Raw genomic sequence first — 20,062 nt, 5'->3', positions numbered from 1 at the left:
TTGTAGATTAATAAAGTTTTAATATATATAATAATATTAGAACATCTGTTCTAATGGGTGATTTATATGGATAGAGTAATTTTGCACAGTGATTTAAATAATTTTTATGCTTCGGTAGAATGTTTTTATAACCCAACATTAAGGAATAAGCCTGTTGCAGTATCGGGTAACCCCGAACTTCGTCACGGGATTATTTTAGCTAAAAATTATATTGCAAAGAAATACGGGATACAAACGGGAGAAGCAATATGGCAGGCAAAGAAAAAATGCCCCGAACTCATATGTGTATCTCCTCATTACGATATTTATCTAAAATACTCAAAGCTAGTAAAAGACATATATGACGACTATACGGATAAAATCGAAAGCTTCGGTCTCGACGAATGCTGGCTTGACGTTACAAACAGTACAAAGTTATTCGGAAGCGGCGAAAAAATAGCAGATGAAATAAGAAAAAGAATCAAATATGAGCTGGGTATCACAGCCTCCGTTGGAGTAAGCTTCAACAAAGTATTTGCAAAATTGGGTTCGGATATGAAAAAGCCTGATGCAACAACAGTCATATCAAAAGAGGATTTTAAAAATATCATCTGGAAACTGCCGGTGCAGGAACTCATATATATAGGAAGAGCAACAAAAAACAAATTAAACAAATGCGGGATATATACTCTCGGAGAAATAGCAAATTCAAAGCCTTCATTTCTTAAAAACTTGTTGGGTAAAAACGGACTTATATTATACAGCTGGGTAAACGGATACGATAACTCGGAAGTATCCGATCATAACAGCAGTCCTCCTATGAAAACCATAGGAAACAGCACGACAGCTCCAAAAGATTTGATAACAGATGAAGATGTAAAGATAACTCTTTATCTGCTGTGTGAGAGTGTAGCTTCAAGACTTCGTGACTACGGACATTCATGCAGAACGGTACAGCTTACCATAAGAGATAAAAATCTGGTTTCGTATCAAAGACAGGCACCGTTGATAATCCCCTCTTGCAGCAGCGAAGGAATATTCGAAAAAGCATATGAAATATATAAGACAAGAAGAATAGACAATACACCAATCAGAACTCTCGGCGTGAGAGGATGTAATTTAGTAAGTAATGACAAAAAACAGCTTTCCCTCATTCCCGAAATACAAAATCTTGAAAAAGAAGAAGAACTTGAAAGGTGTATAGATAATATAAGAGGAAGATTTGGATTTTACAGTATCAAAAGAGGGCTCATGCTTACCGATGAAGAACTGTCACAGTTAAACGCAAAAGAAGAACATACGATTTATCCCAAAAGCTTTTTTCATCCTTAGGAGGTCATTATGAAGAAAAGATTTGTAGAAGTAAAAGCCATATTTCACGAAGACGGTTCCATAACACCGACACACATAATATGGGATGACACGAGAGAATTCGAAATTGAAGAAATACTGGATATAAGAAAAGCCGCAAGTTTAAAAGTCGGCGGTCAGGGATTAAGATACACTGTCAGAATTTTAGATAAAAAAAAATATCTATTTTATGAAGAACCGAAGTGGTTTGTTGAAGGTAAATAATCATATAATATCAAATATGAACTATAAAGGTTATTAAAGCAAATAAAAAGACCATTCTTTTAGAATGGTCTTTTAAATCATCACTATTCAGCTATGCAAATTATTTCATTTTCAGCTGCATATTTTTCTGCTTTAGAATCTTTATTTACGAATAAATATAGGTTATCACAGCCTTTAAAAGCATTTTCACCTATTTCCGTATCATCACCCAAAATAGTTACACTATTCAAGTTTTGACAGTAATTAAAGATGTATCTGCCTAAGTGTTTTACGGACTTACCGATAGTAGCGGAAGTAAGACCGCTGCAACCGTCAAATGCTCTCTCTCCGATATCCTCAACACTTTCAGGGATATTTATCGTCTTAAGACTTACACAGTCATAAAAAGCAAATCCTGATATTGTTTTAACACTTTCAGGGATAATAAAGTCTTTTAAATTAGAACAGTCATTGAATGCCCCTGTACCGATAATATCGACACTGTTTGGAAGAGTGATATATTCAAGTTTCGAACATCCGTCAAAAGCATAATTACCTATACTTGACACACTGTTTGGTATAGTAATGCTCTTAAGTCCGGAAAATCCTGCGAAAGTATAATCTCTTATGGTAGTAACGTTATTAGGAACTACTAATTGAGATAGGTTTTTACATCCGAAGAATGCCTCTTCTCCGATTTCTTTAACCGTGTTTGGAAGAGCAAGATTAGTAATTTTATCACAGTAACTGAATGCTCTGTTTTCAATCTTCTTAACACCTTCCGGAACAATAACAGAACCTTTTCCCGCAGAACAGCAAACTACAATAGTTTTTTCTTTATCGTATAAAATACTTCCTTCACTTGAGTAGTATTCATTTTCTTCGTCTACTAATATTTTTTCTAAGTTTTTACATCCGGAGAATACTTCAATATCAATATTTACTACATTCTTTGGTATATAAATTTCTTTAAGTGAAGTACACCTATGGAAAGCAAGTCTTCCGATACTTTCAACTTCGTCACCTATATTGATTTTCTTTAAATCAGAACATAGGAAGAAAGCATAATCATCTATATTTGATTTTGTAACGGTAACCTCTTTAAGTGAAGCAGGTACGATAGAACCATTTTCGTAATACGAACTTGCACCGAAGAAATATCCGAGATACGTATTATCATCTTCACTGCTTCCTACAAACGGTACCGTGATGGATTCCAGTCTCCAACAGCCATTGAATACGCTTCTCTTAATGGTTTCAACACTGTTAGGAATTACGATATCAGTAAGGTGTCTGCATCCATCGAATGCTCCCGCACCTATACTTACGACACTGTCCGGAATTTTGATTTCTTCCAAAGATTTACATCCGTCAAAGGCAGAATTACCGATGCTCTTGATATTATCGGAAAGTTCAACATTTTCAAGGTTACCGCATCCTAAGAAAGCTCTGTCCCCTATTGCGGTTACGCTATCAAGTATATTGACTTCGTCTTTACCGCCCGGACAGCAAAGAAGTTTAGTCTGGTCTTTATTGTATAATACTCCGTTTTCACTCGAGTAAAACTTATTGTCTTTATCTACATTGATACATTCAAGGCTGGAACAATTGGCAAATACATATGCTCCGATACATTCTATAGTCTTAGGGATATTAAGTCTTTTAAGACCTATAGCTCCGTCAAAAGCATAATCACTTATATTTGTAAGGCTTTCAGGAATAATGATCTCTTCCAAATGCGTACATCCGTCAAAGGCACATATACCTATATTTGTAAGACTCTTAGGAAGAGTCAATGTACAAAGTCCCGTACAGTTAGAAAAAGAATAAGCACCTATACTTTCTATACTGTCCGGAAGTTTAAGGTCTTTAAGTGAAGCACATTTATAGAATGCAAATAAATCAATGTCCTTAACACTGTCAGGGATTTTTACACTTCTAAGCCCCGAACATCCGTAGAATACATAATAACCTATACTGTCCATGCTTTTCGGTATTACTATATCTTCAAGGGATTTACAATTATAGAATGCAATATTTCCTATCTTTTCCAGCCCTTCAGGGAAATTGATCTTCTTTAAATTTGTACATTCTTTAAACGAATAGTTACCTATTATTTTCAGACTGCTTGGTAAGACAACTTCTTCAAGATTGCTGCATCCGTCAAATGCTCTGTTGCCTATTACCGTTACACCTTCCGAAATCACTACTTTTTTAAGGTTCTTAAAACCTTTAAAAGCTCTCTCCTCTATTACTTTTACATCTGAGGCTACGATATATTCGCTTACGTTCATAGCTTCAGCTTTATCAATTTTACACATCGTTAAATATCTCCTATCTAATGCTTTATATATTAGATTTTAACCTCTTCTATACACTGAAATATTAACACATTTTAATGGTTTTATCAATATTTAAGTATTTTTATTTACTCTTTTTACCAGTATAGCTTGTTTTTACTTTCATATTTAATAAATAAAAAAGACTAAATCATATCTATAAGTTAGTCTTTTATAAATAATAAAAATTATACTCTTTTACTTTTTCTCGATATATTAAGCACAGCTAAAATAAAAAATATTATCCCCACAACAAGTAAAATCAAAATATGCATGGCAGGTGTCAATGTATAATCACCGAATTTAAGGATTATCCCCATAGATTCTTTAAATTCGTTTACCCTTAATATACCTGCATTTTCAAAAGATATCCTAATGGGTTCGGTCATCATGACTTGCCTTAAAAGAGCTGCCGAGTGTGATAAAGGAAATAGTTTTATCAACCACTGCATGGAATTTGACAATACCGAAATAGGAAAGTAAATACCTGTCACAAAACCGATAAGTGTTCCGATAATCGTACTTGCGGTGGAAAATGCACCCTGACTGTAAAAGAAGCTTACAATAAAGAATACCAAAGAACTGGACATAAATACGGATATGAGTATTATCCCGAGAACTTTTAGTACAGAAGTAAAACTTAAAATTTCTCCACCGGAAATAGAAATATATACCTCCGCGGCTATAAAAGTTATGACACTCATTATAAAACCAACTATATAAGAACTAAGCACATAACCGCCTACAATAGTTACCTTTTTTATTGGTGAAGAGAAAAAATCTTTACTCAAATTTTTTACTCTATCCTCTACCATTACATTAAAAGCTCCCATAGTGGTAGTAATGGAAGCAACGGATATTATACCTGCCATTACCCAACTATTGACTAAATTTTCTACTCCGTTAATCCCATTAGCATCTAAAGAAGAAGTCAAATTCTTTCCAAGGAATAAAACATATAACAAAATGATTATAAATACACTCATAAGCGAAAAAAAGACGGTGCTCTTTTGTCTGAAATATATCTTTAAATTTCTCTTTGCGATATTAATCATTAAGTTCACCTCCCGTTATATTTAAAAATACATCATTCATCGAACCATGAATCACTTCAAAACTTGAAATAACATCTTTTATCTTATTAATTATCTCGATAGCCTCAAGTGTGTCATTTAAATATATAACAATAACATCGTTATCTTCTTTATAATCTAATACATTGCTGTCTAATATATCTATTAAAGACTCCGTGTTCTTAGGTTTTATCCTTAATTTATCCTTACTGTATTTATCTCTAAGGGCATAAGGCGTTCCTTCGGCAACGACTTCACCATGGTCTATTATCGTTATATAATCGCTCAGGCTCGCTTCCTCCATATAATGAGTAGTTAGAAATATAGTCATATTTATTTCTTTTTGGAGTTTTAAAATCATATTCCATACGCTGTCTTTTGTCTTTGGGTCAAGTCCCGTTGTAGGTTCATCCAAGAACAGTATTTCAGGTGTATTTATAAGTGCTCTTGCTATATCCGCTCTTCGTCTCTGACCTCCCGATAATTTACCGTAAGGCCGATTTATAAATTCTCCAAGCTCGCATATTTTGTTTACTTCATCTACTTTATTATTAAGCTCCTCTTTTGTGAGCTCATAAAATTTTCCTCTCGTCATAAGATTTTCTTTTACCGTAAGCAAATCATCAAGCACACTATCCTGAAAGACCACTCCGATATGCTTTCTTATCTCATTATCATCATTACCTAATTTAAATCCGTCGATAAAAACATCTCCGTCGTTTTTATCGAGAAGAGTACATAAAATTTTTATCGTCGTTGACTTTCCCGCTCCATTGGGACCGAGAAATGAAAATAGCTGTCCTTTCTTAACAAAAAAATCTATTCCTTTAACAGCTTCGATATCATTAAAACTTTTCTTAAGTCCATTAACTTCAATTATTTTTTCTGTCATTTTTTCCCTCCATAGGTTTAAGAATATCAAAAATGACTTAAATTACAATACAGTTGAATATAAGATGACTTTTATGAGGTATAAGATGACAAAAAACCAAAATAAAAAGACTGACAAGATCATCAGCCTTTTTAATATGATTATTTAATATCCTTTTTTCTTTTTATAACCTCATTTATCTCCTCCGTTTCTTTATAACAAATCATATAAGAAACTATATAAGTAACTATAAATGCTATTAGCACTATAGGACTTATGGAAAGGAGCGAATGAAGAGAAAAGTCAAACATTTTAAAGTATATTCCTTCGAAAAATACAACAAAATAACATATTATTATCCTGCTTAATATACCTCTTATTAAATTACTTTCGTAGTATTCACCAATTTTATCTTCCAACTTATCAAGCAACACCAATAAAATCGAAATGGTAAGTGACATCAAAAACAACTGCAGTATAATAAGTCTATTTATATTCGGAGACATATCTGTACCAACCAGCAAAGTAGTGAGTAACATTACAACAGTAAAACTTGTCGAACATATAGTTATTAATTTTTTCATTCTCTTATCTCCTGCTATATAAATTTCTCTTTAAAATCTTTGGTATAATGTTTGGATACTATCACATGTTCGTCATTATCTAAAATTGCTTCTATTCTTCCACTGAGCTGAGGTCTTACCTTTTTTATACAATTAGAGTTTAGAATACATTTTTTACTCACCCTTACAAATGAAGTCTGCTTTAAACTTTCCTCCAATTCATAAAGCTTCTTATCGCATTCGTATACCTCATTAGATGTATATAAAAATGTCTTATTATCCACAGATTCGAAATAATAAATATTTTCAAGTGCAATAGCCGACCTGCTGCCGTCTTTAAAGCCCATTACGGAAAAAGAATATAATCTTATCTGTTCAATCAATTTTTTCAGTCTTTCATCCATAAGCCCGCATTTTATTGTTATCTCGGGTTCCTTTATATCGAGAGACTGCTCAATAAGTAACTTCATAATAACTCCTGATAATTTTACTTTGTTCTAAGTTTAAAGAATTATTATTACAAAGTCAACAAAAAAACCCGACCGGTTTTACCCAGACGAGTTTCTTTGTGAAAAACTACTACTTATTTAATTAACCGTGAATCATTTTGCCGCTGATACCTTCGCATGCTTCCATAAAACCTTCACTTAAGGTTGGATGTGCAAAAGTAATATTTGCGATTTCTTCACTGGTAGCTTCCAAGTCTATAGCTATCGCACCCTGTGCAACTATATCCGATGCATTAAGCCCTACGATATGTACACCTATGATTTCATCAAATCTTTCATCTGTGATTACTTTAACGAAACCGGTAGTATCGTTCATAGCCAGAGCTTTACCTACACCTGCGAAAGGCATTTTGCTTGATTTATAAGGAATACCAAGTTCTTCTGCTTGTTTTTCATTTAAACCTATCCAAGCAACTTCAGGAATAGTAAATACGCAGGAAGGTATTCTGCTGTAATCTACTGTTGCACCTTCACCATACAAATCTTCAGCAACAACGATACCTTGTCTGCTGGCTGTATGTGCAAGCATTACTTTACCCGTAACATCTCCTATAGCATAAATATTATCTACACTCGTTCTTAATTTATTGTCTATTTCAACAAATCCTCTTTCGCTTACAAGAATATTTATATTACTTGCAACCTTAACAGGTTTTCTTCCAACAGACATAAGAACAGCATCTGCTTTTATTTCTCTTCCGTCGGATAAAACAACGTTTCCTCCTGCAAGTTTACTTGCACCTACTCCCGTTATTATATCTATTCCATGATTTCTAAGTTCTTTATCAACGACTTGGATTACATCATCATCAGCCATTGCCAAAATACTGTCAAGCATTTCAACTATAGTTACATGCACACCAAACTCATTCATTATTCCCGCAAGTTCAACACCGATAACACCGCCGCCGATTATTACAAGATCTTCGGGAAGTTTATCTATATTAAGCATCCCTTCAGAATCATAAACTTTAACACTATTATCATTTTCAATAGGTATCATAACAGAATCACTACCGCAGGCGATTACAATGTTATCTACATCATATGATTTATCCCCTACCAAAATTTCATGTTCGGTATTGATTACTGCTTCACCCATGATAACTTCTACTTTATGACGTTTTAATAATCCGCTTACACCTCCGGTAAGTTTGGAAACAACTCCGTTTTTCCTTTCAATTACCTTTGACCAGTTAGTTTTGAAAGATTCAACTTCAATACCCATTTCACCGGCGTGTTTAACTTCTCTTAAAACTTCTGCATTTTTAACGAACGCTTTTGTAGGAATACATCCTTTATTTAAACAAACGCCGCCGATATGTTCTTTTTCGAAAATAACAACTTTAGCACCAAGCTGAGCAGCTCTTATCGCACAAACATATCCGCCCGGACCTGCACCGATTACAGCTAAATCGTAATCATATTTATTTGAAGGTACTTCATCTTCTGCACTATCCTCTGCTTCATCAGCAAGTTCCGGATGAGTGATTATCATAGCTTCTTCTTTTGTAGGAGGAGTCGAACCTTTTTCACCTATAAATATAATAGGTTCGTTAACTTTGACATCTTCACCTTCTTCTGCATATAAAGCCAGGATAGTGCCATCAGCTGTAGGATTATCTACTTCAAGGGCTACCTTGCCGGTTTCCACTTCAACGACTATATCGCCTCTTTTTGTTTCATCGCCCACTTTACACATCCATTTTAGAATTTGTCCTTCTTCCATAGACATATCAAGTTTTGGCATCAACATGAATTTACCGTTAAAATCATCTAAAGAAACTTTTGCTTTTTTAGGTGCCGCTTTTTTCTTTTCCTCTTTAGGTTCCGATTTATCACCGCCGCCTAAAGCTTCTTCTTTTGTAGGAGGAACTTCACCTTCTTCACCTATGTACATAATAGGAGTATTGACTTTAACGTCATCCCCTTCATCAACATATAATGCAAGTACTGTACCGTCAGCCGTAGGATTATCTACTTCAAGAGCAACTTTTCCCGTTTCCACTTCGACTACAATATCGCCTCTTTTTGTTTTATCGCCCACTTTGCACATCCATTTCAGAATTTGACCTTCTTCCATAGACATATCAAGTTTTGGCATTAACATATATTTTCCCATATTCTAATCAATTCTCCTATATTATAATAAAATATTAATAGGATTGCTTATTACTTCATTTAATGTATTTAAGAAGTTTACAGCATCCATTCCGTCTAAAACTCTGTGATCGATTGTAATACTGAAACCGGTAAAGGTCCTTACTACAATTTCTCCGTTTACAACCGCAGGCATTTCAGCTGTTCTGCCTACGCCAAGTATTGCAACTTCACCCGGATTTATAATAGGTGTAAAGAAATTATTTACACTTCTTCCGGTATTGCTTATCGTAAACGTAGCACCTTTATAATATTTTCCGCTTAACTTATTATCCCTAGCCTGAGGAACGATCTCACTTCTTTCATCACAGATATCGAAAATAGTCTTATTTTCAACACCGTTAAATACAGGTACGACCAATCCTTCATCCTGAGCAACCGCTAAACCGATATTTACAGTACCTCTTCTATGGATTTCTTTACCGTCAAAGTTTGCATTGACTTTAGGGCATTTTTGCAATGTAAGACTTACTGCTTTAATCAAGAAATCGGTAACAGTAATCTTTTTGTTATACTTTTCTTTAAATATAACTTTGGTTTTTTCAAATATATCCATAAATTCTGTAGTATCGATATCCGCAAAGTGAGATACCTGCGGAGAACCTTGAATAGAAGTCATCATATTATCCCCGATGGCTTTTCTCATACCCTTATAAGGAATAACTTTTTCTTCCATAGCCGGTGTTACAGGAGCTGCTTCAACTTCATCTTTTGACATTCTTGTCACAGTACTTATAACATTTTCTTTTTTAACTTTATTTCCATCGTGAGCTACATCATCTAAGTTTACACCATAATAATTCATTGCATTCTTAGCAACAGGCGTAACTTTAAGCCCTCTATCTTTTCCTATTAAAACAGCCACATTATCTAAATCTTTTAAAACAATCGCTCCAAGTTTTCCGGTTCCTTTAACCGTACTAAGGTCAATATTCTTTTCTTTTGCAGCGACTCTAGCAGCTGGAGTTGCTAATATTTTACTCATATTAACTTATCCTCCTTACATCATTTCTTTTACTTTTGCTACAATATCTTCTACTGAAGGAACGATTTGTTTTTCTATTATAGGATTGTATGGAACAGGGATTTCCATACCGCCAAGTCTTTCAACAGGAGCATCTAAATGATAGAATGCTTCGCTTTCATTGATAGTAGCAACTACTTCTCCACCGAATCCACCTAATTTAGGAGCTTCGTATACTACTAAAGCCTTGCCTGTTTTACATACTGAATCTATTATCGTTTTAGTATCAAGAGGTCTGAGAGTTCTAAGGTCTACTACTTCACAGCTTATTCCTTCTTCGGCTAATTTTTCCGCTGCTTCTACGCAGAATAATAATGTTCTTGACCAAGCGATCAACGTAATATCGCTTCCTTCTTTTTTAACATCGGCTTTTCCAAGTTCGATCGTGTATTCTTCTTCAGGTACTTCACCGTTGGTTCTGTATAATAATTTATTTTCAAAGAAACATACAGGATTGTCATCTCTGATAGCTGATTTCAATAATCCTTTTGCATCATAAGCAGTTGCTGGCATAACGACTTTTAAACCCGGTGTATTTAAGAATAAAGATTCCAAACACTGTGAATGCTGTGCGGCTGCGCCCGTACCGGAACCGAAAGGAGTTCTTAGTACCATAGGAGCTTTTACAAGTCCGCCCGTCATAAATCTATATTTAGCGGCACCGTTTACTATAGGGTCAACTACCAATGATACGAAGTCCCCAAACATAATTTCAACGATAGGTCTCATTCCGAACATTGCCATACCGAATGCTGCATATGTAAATCCTGTTTCAGAAATAGGCATATCCTTAACTCTTTCAGGACCGAATTCATCGAACATTCCTCTGCTGACACCGAAACATCCTCCGTATAAACCTATATCTTCACCCATAAAGATGACAGTATCATCTCTACGCATTTCTTCGCTCATCGCATCTTTTATAGCTTGTAAATAAGATATTTTTCCCATTTTTATCTTCTCCTCCTACTCCGCATAAACGTAACTCATCGCTTCTTTTACAGAGATGATTTCGTCAACTTTCTTAGCCTTTTCAGCCGCATCGTCTATTTCTTTTTCTATCTTTTTATCTAACTCATCGAACTCTTCTTCGGTAATCATGTTCATAGCTATCAAGTCATTCTTGAATTTATCTATAGCGTCATGATTTTTCTTCATATCTTCTTCTTCTTCTTTTGTTCTGTACTTTCTTTGGTCAGATTTTGAATGTCCCAAATATCTGTAAGTTTTGAATTCTAATAAATAAGGTTTTCCTTCTGTTCTGCAGTATTCTCCGGCTTCCATTACAGCTTCAAGTACAGCAAGCACATCCATTCCGTCAACGATCTTGGATTTAATACTGAATGCAGGTCCTCTGTCAGCTATATCTTCGATTGAAACAGTGTATTTTGCAGGTGTAGACATACCATATCTGTTATTTTCGCAACATAATAGTACAGGAGCTTCCCATACACTTGCTAAGTTCATGCCTTCCAATACCATACCCTGACTGGAAGCACCGTCTCCGAAGAAAGTAGCTACGCAGTTCTTTTTACCTTCTCTCTTCATCGCATAAGCGGCACCAACAGCAGTAGGTACACCCGCACCAACGATAGCGGAACTACCCAAGTTACAGTGTTCAAGGTCTATGTAATGCATCGAACCCCCAAGACCTTTACATCCGCCCTGATAATTAGCAAAAAGTTCACAGAACATGTTATAAGGTGTAGCACCTTTAGCTAAACAGTGACCATGACCTCTGTGAGTAGGAACAATCCAGTCATCGGGATTTAATCCCAGACTGATACCTGCATGACAGGCTTCTTCCCCAACGCCTAAATGAGTCGTTCCGTGAATCAAACCGGCCATAAACATTTCGTTTACTTTCAATTCGAAATGTCTTGATGTCAGCATAGTTCTTAGAACTTTAAGCATAAAATCTTTGTCTTTCTTTTTTTCTTCAAATGAATTCATTAATCGAACCCTCCTACAATATTTTTATATTGCATTGTCGCAACATATTTCTATGTTTTTCGTTTACATTAAAAATAAAAAATAAATAAAAAACATAGTTTTCATGCTTCTATTGTAAATCAATATGAATGAAAACTCAACCGAAATATGTATTTACATACAAAGCTGAAACTTTTTCATAAAAAATATTGGCACATTTGCTCAATTTGTGATATAATATCGTAAAATAACATTTGTTACGGAGGTCGTTATGGCGGTTGAAGAAAAGATACTAACTAAGATAGCATACTACTATTATAAACAAGAATTGACTCAAAGTGAGATTGCACAAAGGTTACATATGTCAAGGCAAAGAGTTAACAGGCTCCTAAAAAAGAGCAGAGAACTTGGAATCGTTGACATAAATATCAAAGGTTATGAAGAATATCTGATAAACTTAGAATCAGAAATCGAAAAAAAGTTTTCATTAAAAAGAGTTATGGTCGCACAGCCTCAGGAAGATGAGGACATTTTTCATTCTTTAGGCAGAGCAGGAGTCGAACTTGTAATGGATTTACTAGAGGACAATCTTACTATAGGTATATCTTGGGGAAGGACCATTTATAACACCGTTAATTATTTTCCGGTATTAAAAGGAAAGTATAAGAACATAAAAGCCCTTCAGCTTGTAGGAAGCCTGAATAACCTCGGAGATACAAGACTTACAAATGATATCACAAAAAACTTCGCCGAAAAAATAGACGCAAAAGCTTATTATATGTTCGCACCTACTTTCGTATCGAGCAAAGAAACAAAAGATACTTTGATGCAGGAAGAAAGTCTTAAAAAACTATTTTCTTTATTTAACTACTGCGATATAATTCTCGGAAGTGTGGGACTTATGGCAAATTCAACTTCTTCTTTGAAAGAACAGCAGCAATTTTTAAATCCCAGAGATTATAGCGAATTAAAAGAAAAAGGTGCTGTGGGAAATATATGCCTAAATTACTTTGATAAAGAAGGAAATAAAATAGACTGCGACTTTAACAACAGAGTAATGGCAATAGATATCGATTCAATAAAAAGAAGCAAAAATGTAGTATGTATTACAGGAGGAGAAGATAAGCACGAAGCTATCTTAGCTGCTCTCAAAGGTAAATATATAGATACACTGGTAATAGATAAAGACACCGCAGATTATATAATGACACATTAAAATATCAAATAAAAAACGCCTATAAGGCGTTTTTTATTTACTTAATTGACAATATAACCCCAATATACTATAATCACTTTATATTATAAATTCGGAGAAGAAAAATGAAACTTTGCATAAGCAATGCTTCGTATAGAGTAAGTTTGGATAAAACATTATACGAAGCCGAAAAGATAAGTTAATATTTTGACGTTCTTTCATAATTATTATGAAATACTTATTTTAATATAAATAAAAAATCAAAGGCTATGGATAATGTTTTATCTATGGCCTTTTGTATTATTAAAAACAAAAGGTCTGTTTTTTACAGATCTTTTTTATATCAAAATAAGGAGAATAATAATGAGCGAAGATTTAACAAAAGGAAATATAAATAAAACACTTATAAAATTTGCCTTTCCAATTTTTATAGCAAATATGCTCCAATCCGTTTACGGAATAGTGGATATGATATTTGTGGGTAGATTTGTGGGAGGAAAAGGTATTGCAGCTTTAAATAGTGCAGTGATGATAACTTTTATAATTACTTCCATTTGTATGGGAATAACCATGGGAGGAAGCGTTCTGGTTTCTAAATATAAAGGTGAAAACAATGGAAATAAAATAAAAGATACTATATCTACACTATTTTCTATTTCAATGATATTCGCTTTAATCGTAACTTTAATAAGTTTAATTATATATAAAAAAATATTTATTTTCATGAACCTGCCATCAGGTTCTTTACAATATGCAAACAGTTATATGAAAATAATATCTTTTGGAATTATTTTCATATTTGGATATAATGCTGCTACCTCTGTAATAAAGGGACTTGGTGACTCTAAAAGCCCTCTTACATTTGTTTTTATAGCCTCAATAGTAAATATAATCCTGGATTATATATTAATAGGATTACTGCATATTGGCGTAAACGGAGCAGCATATGCTACAATAATATCGCAAGCAGTATCTTTTATAATTTCCATTATTTATCTTAATAAACACGACTTTATATATAAATTAAAAATAACTAACTTATACATAAAGAAAGATAAAGCAATAAAAATAATAAAGATAGGTTTTCCATGTGCCGTTCAAATGACAATATTAAATGTATCATATTTAATAATTACAAAAATACTCAACGGTTACGGACTTGAAATCACTTCTGCTGCGGGAATAGGACTTAAAATAAATTCTTTTGCAGCAATGCCGTGCTGGGCTATCGGTCAAAGTGTAACTACCATTGTTTCACAAAATATTGGAGCAGAAAAAATAATAAATGTAAAAAAAACGGTCAAAGCAGGAATAATTTATACGCTTATAAGTTCCTTTTTACTCATAGTATTGATACAAATATTTTCATATGAAATAATAGAACTATTTAACAAAGATATAAATATAATAAAGGAAGGTATAATATACCTTAGGATATGCTGTTCCATAAACTTTGTGGCTTATGGGATAATGTATACATTAGACTCTTTTATGACCGGGCTTGGAGATTCTTTTATTGCAATGCTTAATTCGATTCTGCAGTCTGTTATAATAAGGATACTTTTCAGCATTATATTGATACACTATTTTAATCTAGGATATATAGGTATATATATAGCAGAATTTCTCTCTCCAATATTACCGGGAATATTTGGAATAATTTATTATCTGCATTTTATAAAGTTAAATAAAGCAAAAGAAAAAGAGATAGAATGACCTATCTCTTTTTTTATTAATCATCAATTATTTTTAAATCTTCATCTCTTATGACACTTATATCTTTTTTATTAAAAATATCATATAGCACAGGAATTACATAAAGAGTCATAAATGTAGCATATATAAGTCCTCCGACACACACTATTGCTACCGGCTGCATCATTTCAGAACCTGTTCCTATCCCGAGAGCCATTGCAGAAAGCCCCAAAATAGTAGTAAGAGCCGTCATTAATATAGGTCTCATCCTGGTCATACCGCCGTCTATAATAGCGTCTCTTTTTTTCATCCCGTCCGCTCTTGTTTGATTTATATAATCTATCAGCACTATACCGTTATTAACTATAATACCCGCAAGCATTACAAATCCTACCATGGATATTACGCTTATTTCCATTCCCGCTATAAATAATGCGAGTGCGCCTCCCGTAAAAGCAAGAGGTATCGTAAACATTACGATAAAAGGAGATAAAAGAGATTGGAACTGAGCAACCATTATCAAATAAATGATTATGATAGCAAGTAACATCATCTTGACAAGCTGCCCCAAAGATTCCATGATCGTCTCATTTTCACCGCTGTATTCTATACTGCTTCCTCCAGGAAGATCATAATCTTTCAATGCACTTTTTACATCATTCGTAACAAGGCTTACATTATATCCGTCTTTTAATGTTGCGGATACGGTTATATACCTTTTTTGATTATCTCTGCTGATAGCATTAAGACTGGTAGCGGAATCTACTGCGGCTATCTTTTCAAGCTTAACACTTGACTCGCTTCCGTCTGATTTAGAATAAGGTATCTTATAACTTTCTACATATTTTCTGTTTATTTTATCCTGATTGTTATTTTTAATTATTACATCATAATCTTCTCCGTTAAGTGTGAGAGAAGTAGAAATCTTCTGTTTTGTAAGAAGCGTAGATAATTTTTCATAAACCTGAGCTACAGTCAAATTATATTTCATTGCTTTGGCTTTGTCTACCGTTACCTTTATTTCAGGAGTGGTTTCCATAACTCCATTATCTACTTCATCTATCCCTTCAACGCCTTTAATTTTACTTCCTACGGATTTTGCGGTTGTCTGGAGGGTATCCAAATCGTCGGCATATATTTTAAGGCTTACACCGCTACCGCCGAGAGCAGAAGTGGCTTCACTCATGGATGAAGAACCGGAGGCAGTAAGGTCACAGTTTAAACTGTCAGATAATTTTTCTATATTGTCAGCAACTTCTTTACCTGTTACATTAGCTTCTTCATCAACAAGAACATATATAGAAACCTTATTTGAACTGTTCGAATTTATACCTGCCATACCGGACATACTGGTAGCATCTCCGGAAGCAAGCATAGCTCCCACAGTTTTTACACCTTTGATTTTTTGAATGGCACTTATTGCTTTATCGGAGGTCTTTATTGTATCTTCCAACACAGCGTCTTTAGGCATTTCCATTTCTACCGATATCTGAGCGCTGTCGACTTCAGGCATAAAACTAAATCCTCTGAAACCTATGAGTACAAAACTGAGGACAAGAGTTCCCACAGCCGCACCGATAACTATTATCTTATGATCCAACGCCCAATTGATCGTAGTTTTATACTTATTCAACATCTTATCGAAGAAAGGATGTTCTACATCTTTTGTCTTTTTAAACATCTTAGAGGACATTGCAGGAACCAAGGTAAGTGCAACTATCAAACTGGCCATTAGTGAATATCCTATTGTAAGAGCCATATCGGTAAATAACTGCTTTGTTATCCCCTTAACGAACACTATAGGAAGGAACACGCAAATAGTTGTAAGGGTTGAAGAAGTTATAGCTCCCGCAACCTGAACGGCTCCCGACACCGAAGATTTTATTACACTGTAACCTTTGCTTCTGAGCCTATATATATTTTCAATTACTACTACCGAGTTATCAACCAGCATACCTACCCCGACGGCAAGTCCCGATAATGAAATAACATTTAAGGTTATTCCGGAGAAGTACATCAGTACTATTGCAAAAAGGACACTCAAAGGAATGGATACCGCAATGATAGCGGTAGGTTTTATATCCTTTAAGAAGAATATAAGAATAAGAATAGCCAAAATCGAACCTACTACCAAGTTATTCAGAACGGAATTAACTATTATATGGATATAATCTCCCTGATCCATCAAAGGAACAAACTCAAGTTTCGGATTATCCTTTGATAATTGTTCAAACTTTTTGTTTATATTATCCGCTACATCTGTTGTCGAATAGTCCGACTGTTTTGAGAAAGATAATAAAACGCCGTCCTGACCATTGATTTTGGCATAAGTAGCATCGGAATTATCGCTTATCATAACATCTGCGACGTCACTTAATTTTATAGGCTTCAATCCATCTATACCCATATCCATTATGGTCACATTCTTAAGTTCGTTCACACTCTTGAACTTATCCCCTACTCTTACCAGATAATCAACACCGTCTTCAGTGACATATCCCGCAGGCATTGAAAAGTTCTGAGCCGTAAGGATACCCGAAATCATATCCTTAGTCAGCGTCTTGGACATATCGATTTTATCCAAAGCACTTTTTTTAGCAGCCTGAAGTTCACTTTCTCCGCTTGCTATCTCTTTCTTTCCACTTTGAATCGATAGAAGCTGCGCCGATAACTGTGGAAGAGCTGCATTTATGGAATTTATGCCATTATCTATTTCTTTTATCTTACTTGATAAATTGCTTCTGGTCGCTCCGCCCTTCTTTAAATTTTTATCTATTTTATTTAAAGCTTGATCTATCTGTTTTTGTCCGGCTTTTGCCTGTGCAAGACTGTTTGAAACATCACTTCTCTTAAGCCCCATGGATGCGAGCTGTTTATCTATTGCCGCTAAACTTGCAACGATAGTCTTATATTCTTCGCTGTTAGGGTCTGCGGTTTTAAGCGAATTTTCCAGTTCTTTTATACTTCTGTCTATTGCACTTAAAGTCGTAACGGTTAAATCAAGTTCGGACTTTTTATCTTCAAGTTCCGTTACAGTATCCTGTAGTTTCTCCAATTGAGTTTTAGAAGATTTTAATATCTTAAGATTTTTGTTAAGCTCTTTGATTTGAGCATTTATGGCTTTTTCACCGCTGGCGATCTTAGTTTTACCGCTTGCAAGCTGGCTTTCGCCTGAAGCAAACTGAGAGCCCACGGCATCTGTAATCTTCTTATTTACGTCTTTTATCTTCTTATCACTTAAAACTACGCTTATACTGTCTTCAAGCATACCATTCGTAGATACACTTGCTACACCGTCAGTACCCTCAAGAGCAGGTATGACCTTTTCCTCAAGGAGCAACGACAATGCTTTTGTGTCTTCCCCTTTCATGCTTACAGTGCTTACCATAACAGGCATCATATTAGGGTTCATTTTCAATATATAAGGAGTACTGACTTCGTCGGGCCAGTATCCTTCGACCATAGATATCTTGTCTCTCAAATCTACAACAGTAGAATCCATATTTACATCATCATTGAATTCAAGCATTACAAGTGAGTAATTTTCATTTGAAGTTGATGTTATATTTTTAAGACCTTCAGTTGTTGCGATGCCTTTTTCCAAAGGCTTTGTAACGACACTTTCAACCGTTTCCGGACTGGCTCCCGCATATGAAGTCATTACAACAGCATAAGGCATGTTTATATTCGGAAGTAAATCAGGAGTCATCTCGGTAAAAGAGACAATACCCAATATTATGATCCCGATAACTGCAACAAAAATCGTTAAAGGCTTTTTTACGCTAAATTTTGACATAATTTTCTCCCAAGCTAAATAGCTGATATAGCCGAAAAATTAACTATATTGGCTATCATTATAAAGCATTTTGATAATCAAAACAATAATAAAAAATGCTATTTTAATATTTAATGTTTTAATGTACCCCGTAACGTCCATAGTTGCCAAATGTTTATTATCCTGATTATAAATATCGACTTTATAAAAACAAATCTTATTTCCTTTTGAAACAACTCTCGCCACGGCAGTAAGTATATCCCCCATTTCTCCCGGTCTTAAATATGAAATAGTATTACTTACGGAAACTTGGGGATAGCCTTTAGAATCCGCAAGGACGCCGAAGGCAAAGTCCGCAAGGGTAAATAAAGCACCGCCTTGTACTATCCCCGAACCATTTATATGTTTATGTTCGACTTTCATCGCACATTCAGCTTCATCTTCCGAAATACTTACTATATATGCACCCGCAGTATCTACGGCAAATACATCCTTTTCAAAGAATAATCTCACTTTATCCTCATGGGACATATTTTCTATTTCTTTTAAAAAATCCTCTTTGGTCAGTTCCGATGAACAAATTATATCAACTCCGAAATTAAAATATTTCAAAGCTTCTGCAGGTTCATTTATCGGATATGTTATATAAACGATCCCAAGTTTATGGACTTTTCTTATTATATCTACTTTTACATTTTTTTTGTGAGAACTTACACTCACAAAATGTCCGTCATTTTTTATATATTCAAGAATTTCATCTACTCTTTCTTCATTTATATCTTTTCCGGTCAAATAAAAATGCTTATTGGGAAAATCAAATATAGAGTTTATGGCTTCAAACATTTCTATACTCCCGCCTTCGATAACAACTCTATCAAGCAATTTTTTATTCTCTTCAAATCCTTTTATGATCAACTCATATATCTTTTTTGTATCTTCCTCATCCAAATCTTTCGTCACGTCAAGCATTATATATAGATCTTCATATTTCTTTAAATAATCTATAATCATATCTAAATCCATAGTGGAATAATTGTCATAATATTTGGACTTCATAAATTCATCATAACTTAAACCTTCTGTGCGATAAGCTATACCAAGTCTTTCAAAAGTATTTTTATCCCATTTATGCACACAAACTACTCTTTCATCTTTGGTAAGTGACAAATCCACTTCAATATATCTTCCGCCCTTTTTTATCGCCATATCTAATGCATCAACGGAATTCGTATATTCGTATCCGTCTATTTTTCCGCAGGCGTGTACCATTACTTCATTTTTTGAAAGTACTGTATTTACTAAATCTCCGCCTAAATATTTTCCGTAAGTTTCTAAAAGTAAATCTCTTATCAAAACATTGACCTCTTTTTATATCTTTTTTATTAATCATATA

The 20,062-nt window shown here is 34.3% G+C and carries 15 protein-coding genes; 4 read left to right on the top strand and 11 right to left on the bottom strand.

What is annotated here, in order from left to right; genetic code table 11:
• The first annotated feature begins 66 nt into the window (after nt 1-66).
• The gene (gene dinB, locus ANASTE_RS00425) at nt 67-1,311 is read left to right on the top strand and encodes a DNA polymerase IV (protein WP_007048875.1); all 1,245 of its coding nucleotides are present in this window, start codon (nt 67-69) and stop codon (nt 1,309-1,311) included.
• Between the two features lie 9 nt (nt 1,312-1,320).
• Nucleotides 1,321-1,554 (top strand): hypothetical protein, encoded by a 234-nt coding sequence (locus ANASTE_RS00420; RefSeq protein WP_007048874.1) that lies wholly within the window; start codon nt 1,321-1,323, stop codon nt 1,552-1,554.
• 83 nt (nt 1,555-1,637) lie between these two features.
• Here the strand turns inward: ANASTE_RS00420 and ANASTE_RS00415 are convergent, their stop codons facing one another.
• From ANASTE_RS00415 to ANASTE_RS00375, 9 genes are all read right to left on the bottom strand, one after another.
• Nucleotides 1,638-3,854: a leucine-rich repeat domain-containing protein gene (locus ANASTE_RS00415; protein WP_007048873.1), complete on the bottom strand. Its 2,217-nt coding sequence runs from the start codon at nt 3,852-3,854 to the stop codon at nt 1,638-1,640.
• A 206-nt stretch (nt 3,855-4,060) separates the two neighbouring features.
• On the bottom strand, nt 4,061-4,927 hold the full coding sequence (locus ANASTE_RS00410; protein WP_007048872.1) for an ABC transporter permease: 867 nt from the start codon (nt 4,925-4,927) through the stop codon (nt 4,061-4,063).
• Nucleotides 4,920-5,837, bottom strand: a complete 918-nt coding sequence (locus ANASTE_RS00405; RefSeq protein WP_007048871.1) for an ABC transporter ATP-binding protein — start codon at nt 5,835-5,837, stop codon at nt 4,920-4,922. Before ANASTE_RS00405 ends, ANASTE_RS00410 begins: the two co-directional genes overlap by 8 nt.
• Before the next feature lie 140 nt (nt 5,838-5,977).
• The gene (locus ANASTE_RS00400; RefSeq protein ID WP_007048870.1) at nt 5,978-6,400 is read right to left on the bottom strand and encodes a hypothetical protein; all 423 of its coding nucleotides are present in this window, start codon (nt 6,398-6,400) and stop codon (nt 5,978-5,980) included.
• Between the two features lie 14 nt (nt 6,401-6,414).
• Entirely contained in the window at nt 6,415-6,849 is a 435-nt protein-coding gene (locus ANASTE_RS00395; protein WP_007048869.1) for a LytTR family DNA-binding domain-containing protein, read from the bottom strand.
• A 121-nt stretch (nt 6,850-6,970) separates the two neighbouring features.
• Nucleotides 6,971-9,010: a dihydrolipoyl dehydrogenase gene (gene lpdA, locus ANASTE_RS00390; RefSeq protein ID WP_007048868.1), complete on the bottom strand. Its 2,040-nt coding sequence runs from the start codon at nt 9,008-9,010 to the stop codon at nt 6,971-6,973.
• 21 nt (nt 9,011-9,031) lie between these two features.
• The gene (locus tag ANASTE_RS00385) at nt 9,032-10,033 is read right to left on the bottom strand and encodes a dihydrolipoamide acetyltransferase family protein (RefSeq protein WP_007048867.1); all 1,002 of its coding nucleotides are present in this window, start codon (nt 10,031-10,033) and stop codon (nt 9,032-9,034) included.
• Nucleotides 10,034-10,048: 15 nt separating this feature from the next.
• On the bottom strand, nt 10,049-11,023 hold the full coding sequence (locus ANASTE_RS00380) for an alpha-ketoacid dehydrogenase subunit beta (RefSeq protein WP_007048866.1): 975 nt from the start codon (nt 11,021-11,023) through the stop codon (nt 10,049-10,051).
• Nucleotides 11,024-11,038: 15 nt separating this feature from the next.
• Entirely contained in the window at nt 11,039-12,025 is a 987-nt protein-coding gene (locus tag ANASTE_RS00375) for a thiamine pyrophosphate-dependent dehydrogenase E1 component subunit alpha (RefSeq protein ID WP_007048865.1), read from the bottom strand.
• Nucleotides 12,026-12,275: 250 nt separating this feature from the next.
• Between ANASTE_RS00375 and ANASTE_RS00370 the strand changes: the two genes are divergently transcribed.
• Both ANASTE_RS00370 and ANASTE_RS00365 read left to right on the top strand, forming a co-directional pair.
• Nucleotides 12,276-13,220, top strand: coding sequence for a sugar-binding transcriptional regulator (locus ANASTE_RS00370; protein WP_007048864.1), 945 nt, complete (start codon nt 12,276-12,278; stop codon nt 13,218-13,220).
• 342 nt (nt 13,221-13,562) lie between these two features.
• Nucleotides 13,563-14,915, top strand: coding sequence for an MATE family efflux transporter (locus tag ANASTE_RS00365; protein ID WP_117532296.1), 1,353 nt, complete (start codon nt 13,563-13,565; stop codon nt 14,913-14,915).
• A 16-nt stretch (nt 14,916-14,931) separates the two neighbouring features.
• Here ANASTE_RS00365 and ANASTE_RS00360 read toward each other — a convergent pair whose 3' ends face one another.
• Both ANASTE_RS00360 and ANASTE_RS11125 read right to left on the bottom strand, forming a co-directional pair.
• Nucleotides 14,932-18,690, bottom strand: a complete 3,759-nt coding sequence (locus tag ANASTE_RS00360; protein WP_007048862.1) for an efflux RND transporter permease subunit — start codon at nt 18,688-18,690, stop codon at nt 14,932-14,934.
• Between the two features lie 39 nt (nt 18,691-18,729).
• The gene (locus ANASTE_RS11125) at nt 18,730-20,022 is read right to left on the bottom strand and encodes a hotdog fold thioesterase (protein WP_007048861.1); all 1,293 of its coding nucleotides are present in this window, start codon (nt 20,020-20,022) and stop codon (nt 18,730-18,732) included.
• Between the last annotated feature and the right edge of the window lie 40 nt (nt 20,023-20,062).

Source organism: Anaerofustis stercorihominis DSM 17244, from assembly GCF_000154825.1.
GTDB classification, from domain to species: Bacteria; Bacillota; Clostridia; order Eubacteriales; family Anaerofustaceae; genus Anaerofustis; species Anaerofustis stercorihominis.
Note: the sequence above shows the minus strand (reverse complement) of the source record. Positions and strands in the feature narration are given on the sequence as shown.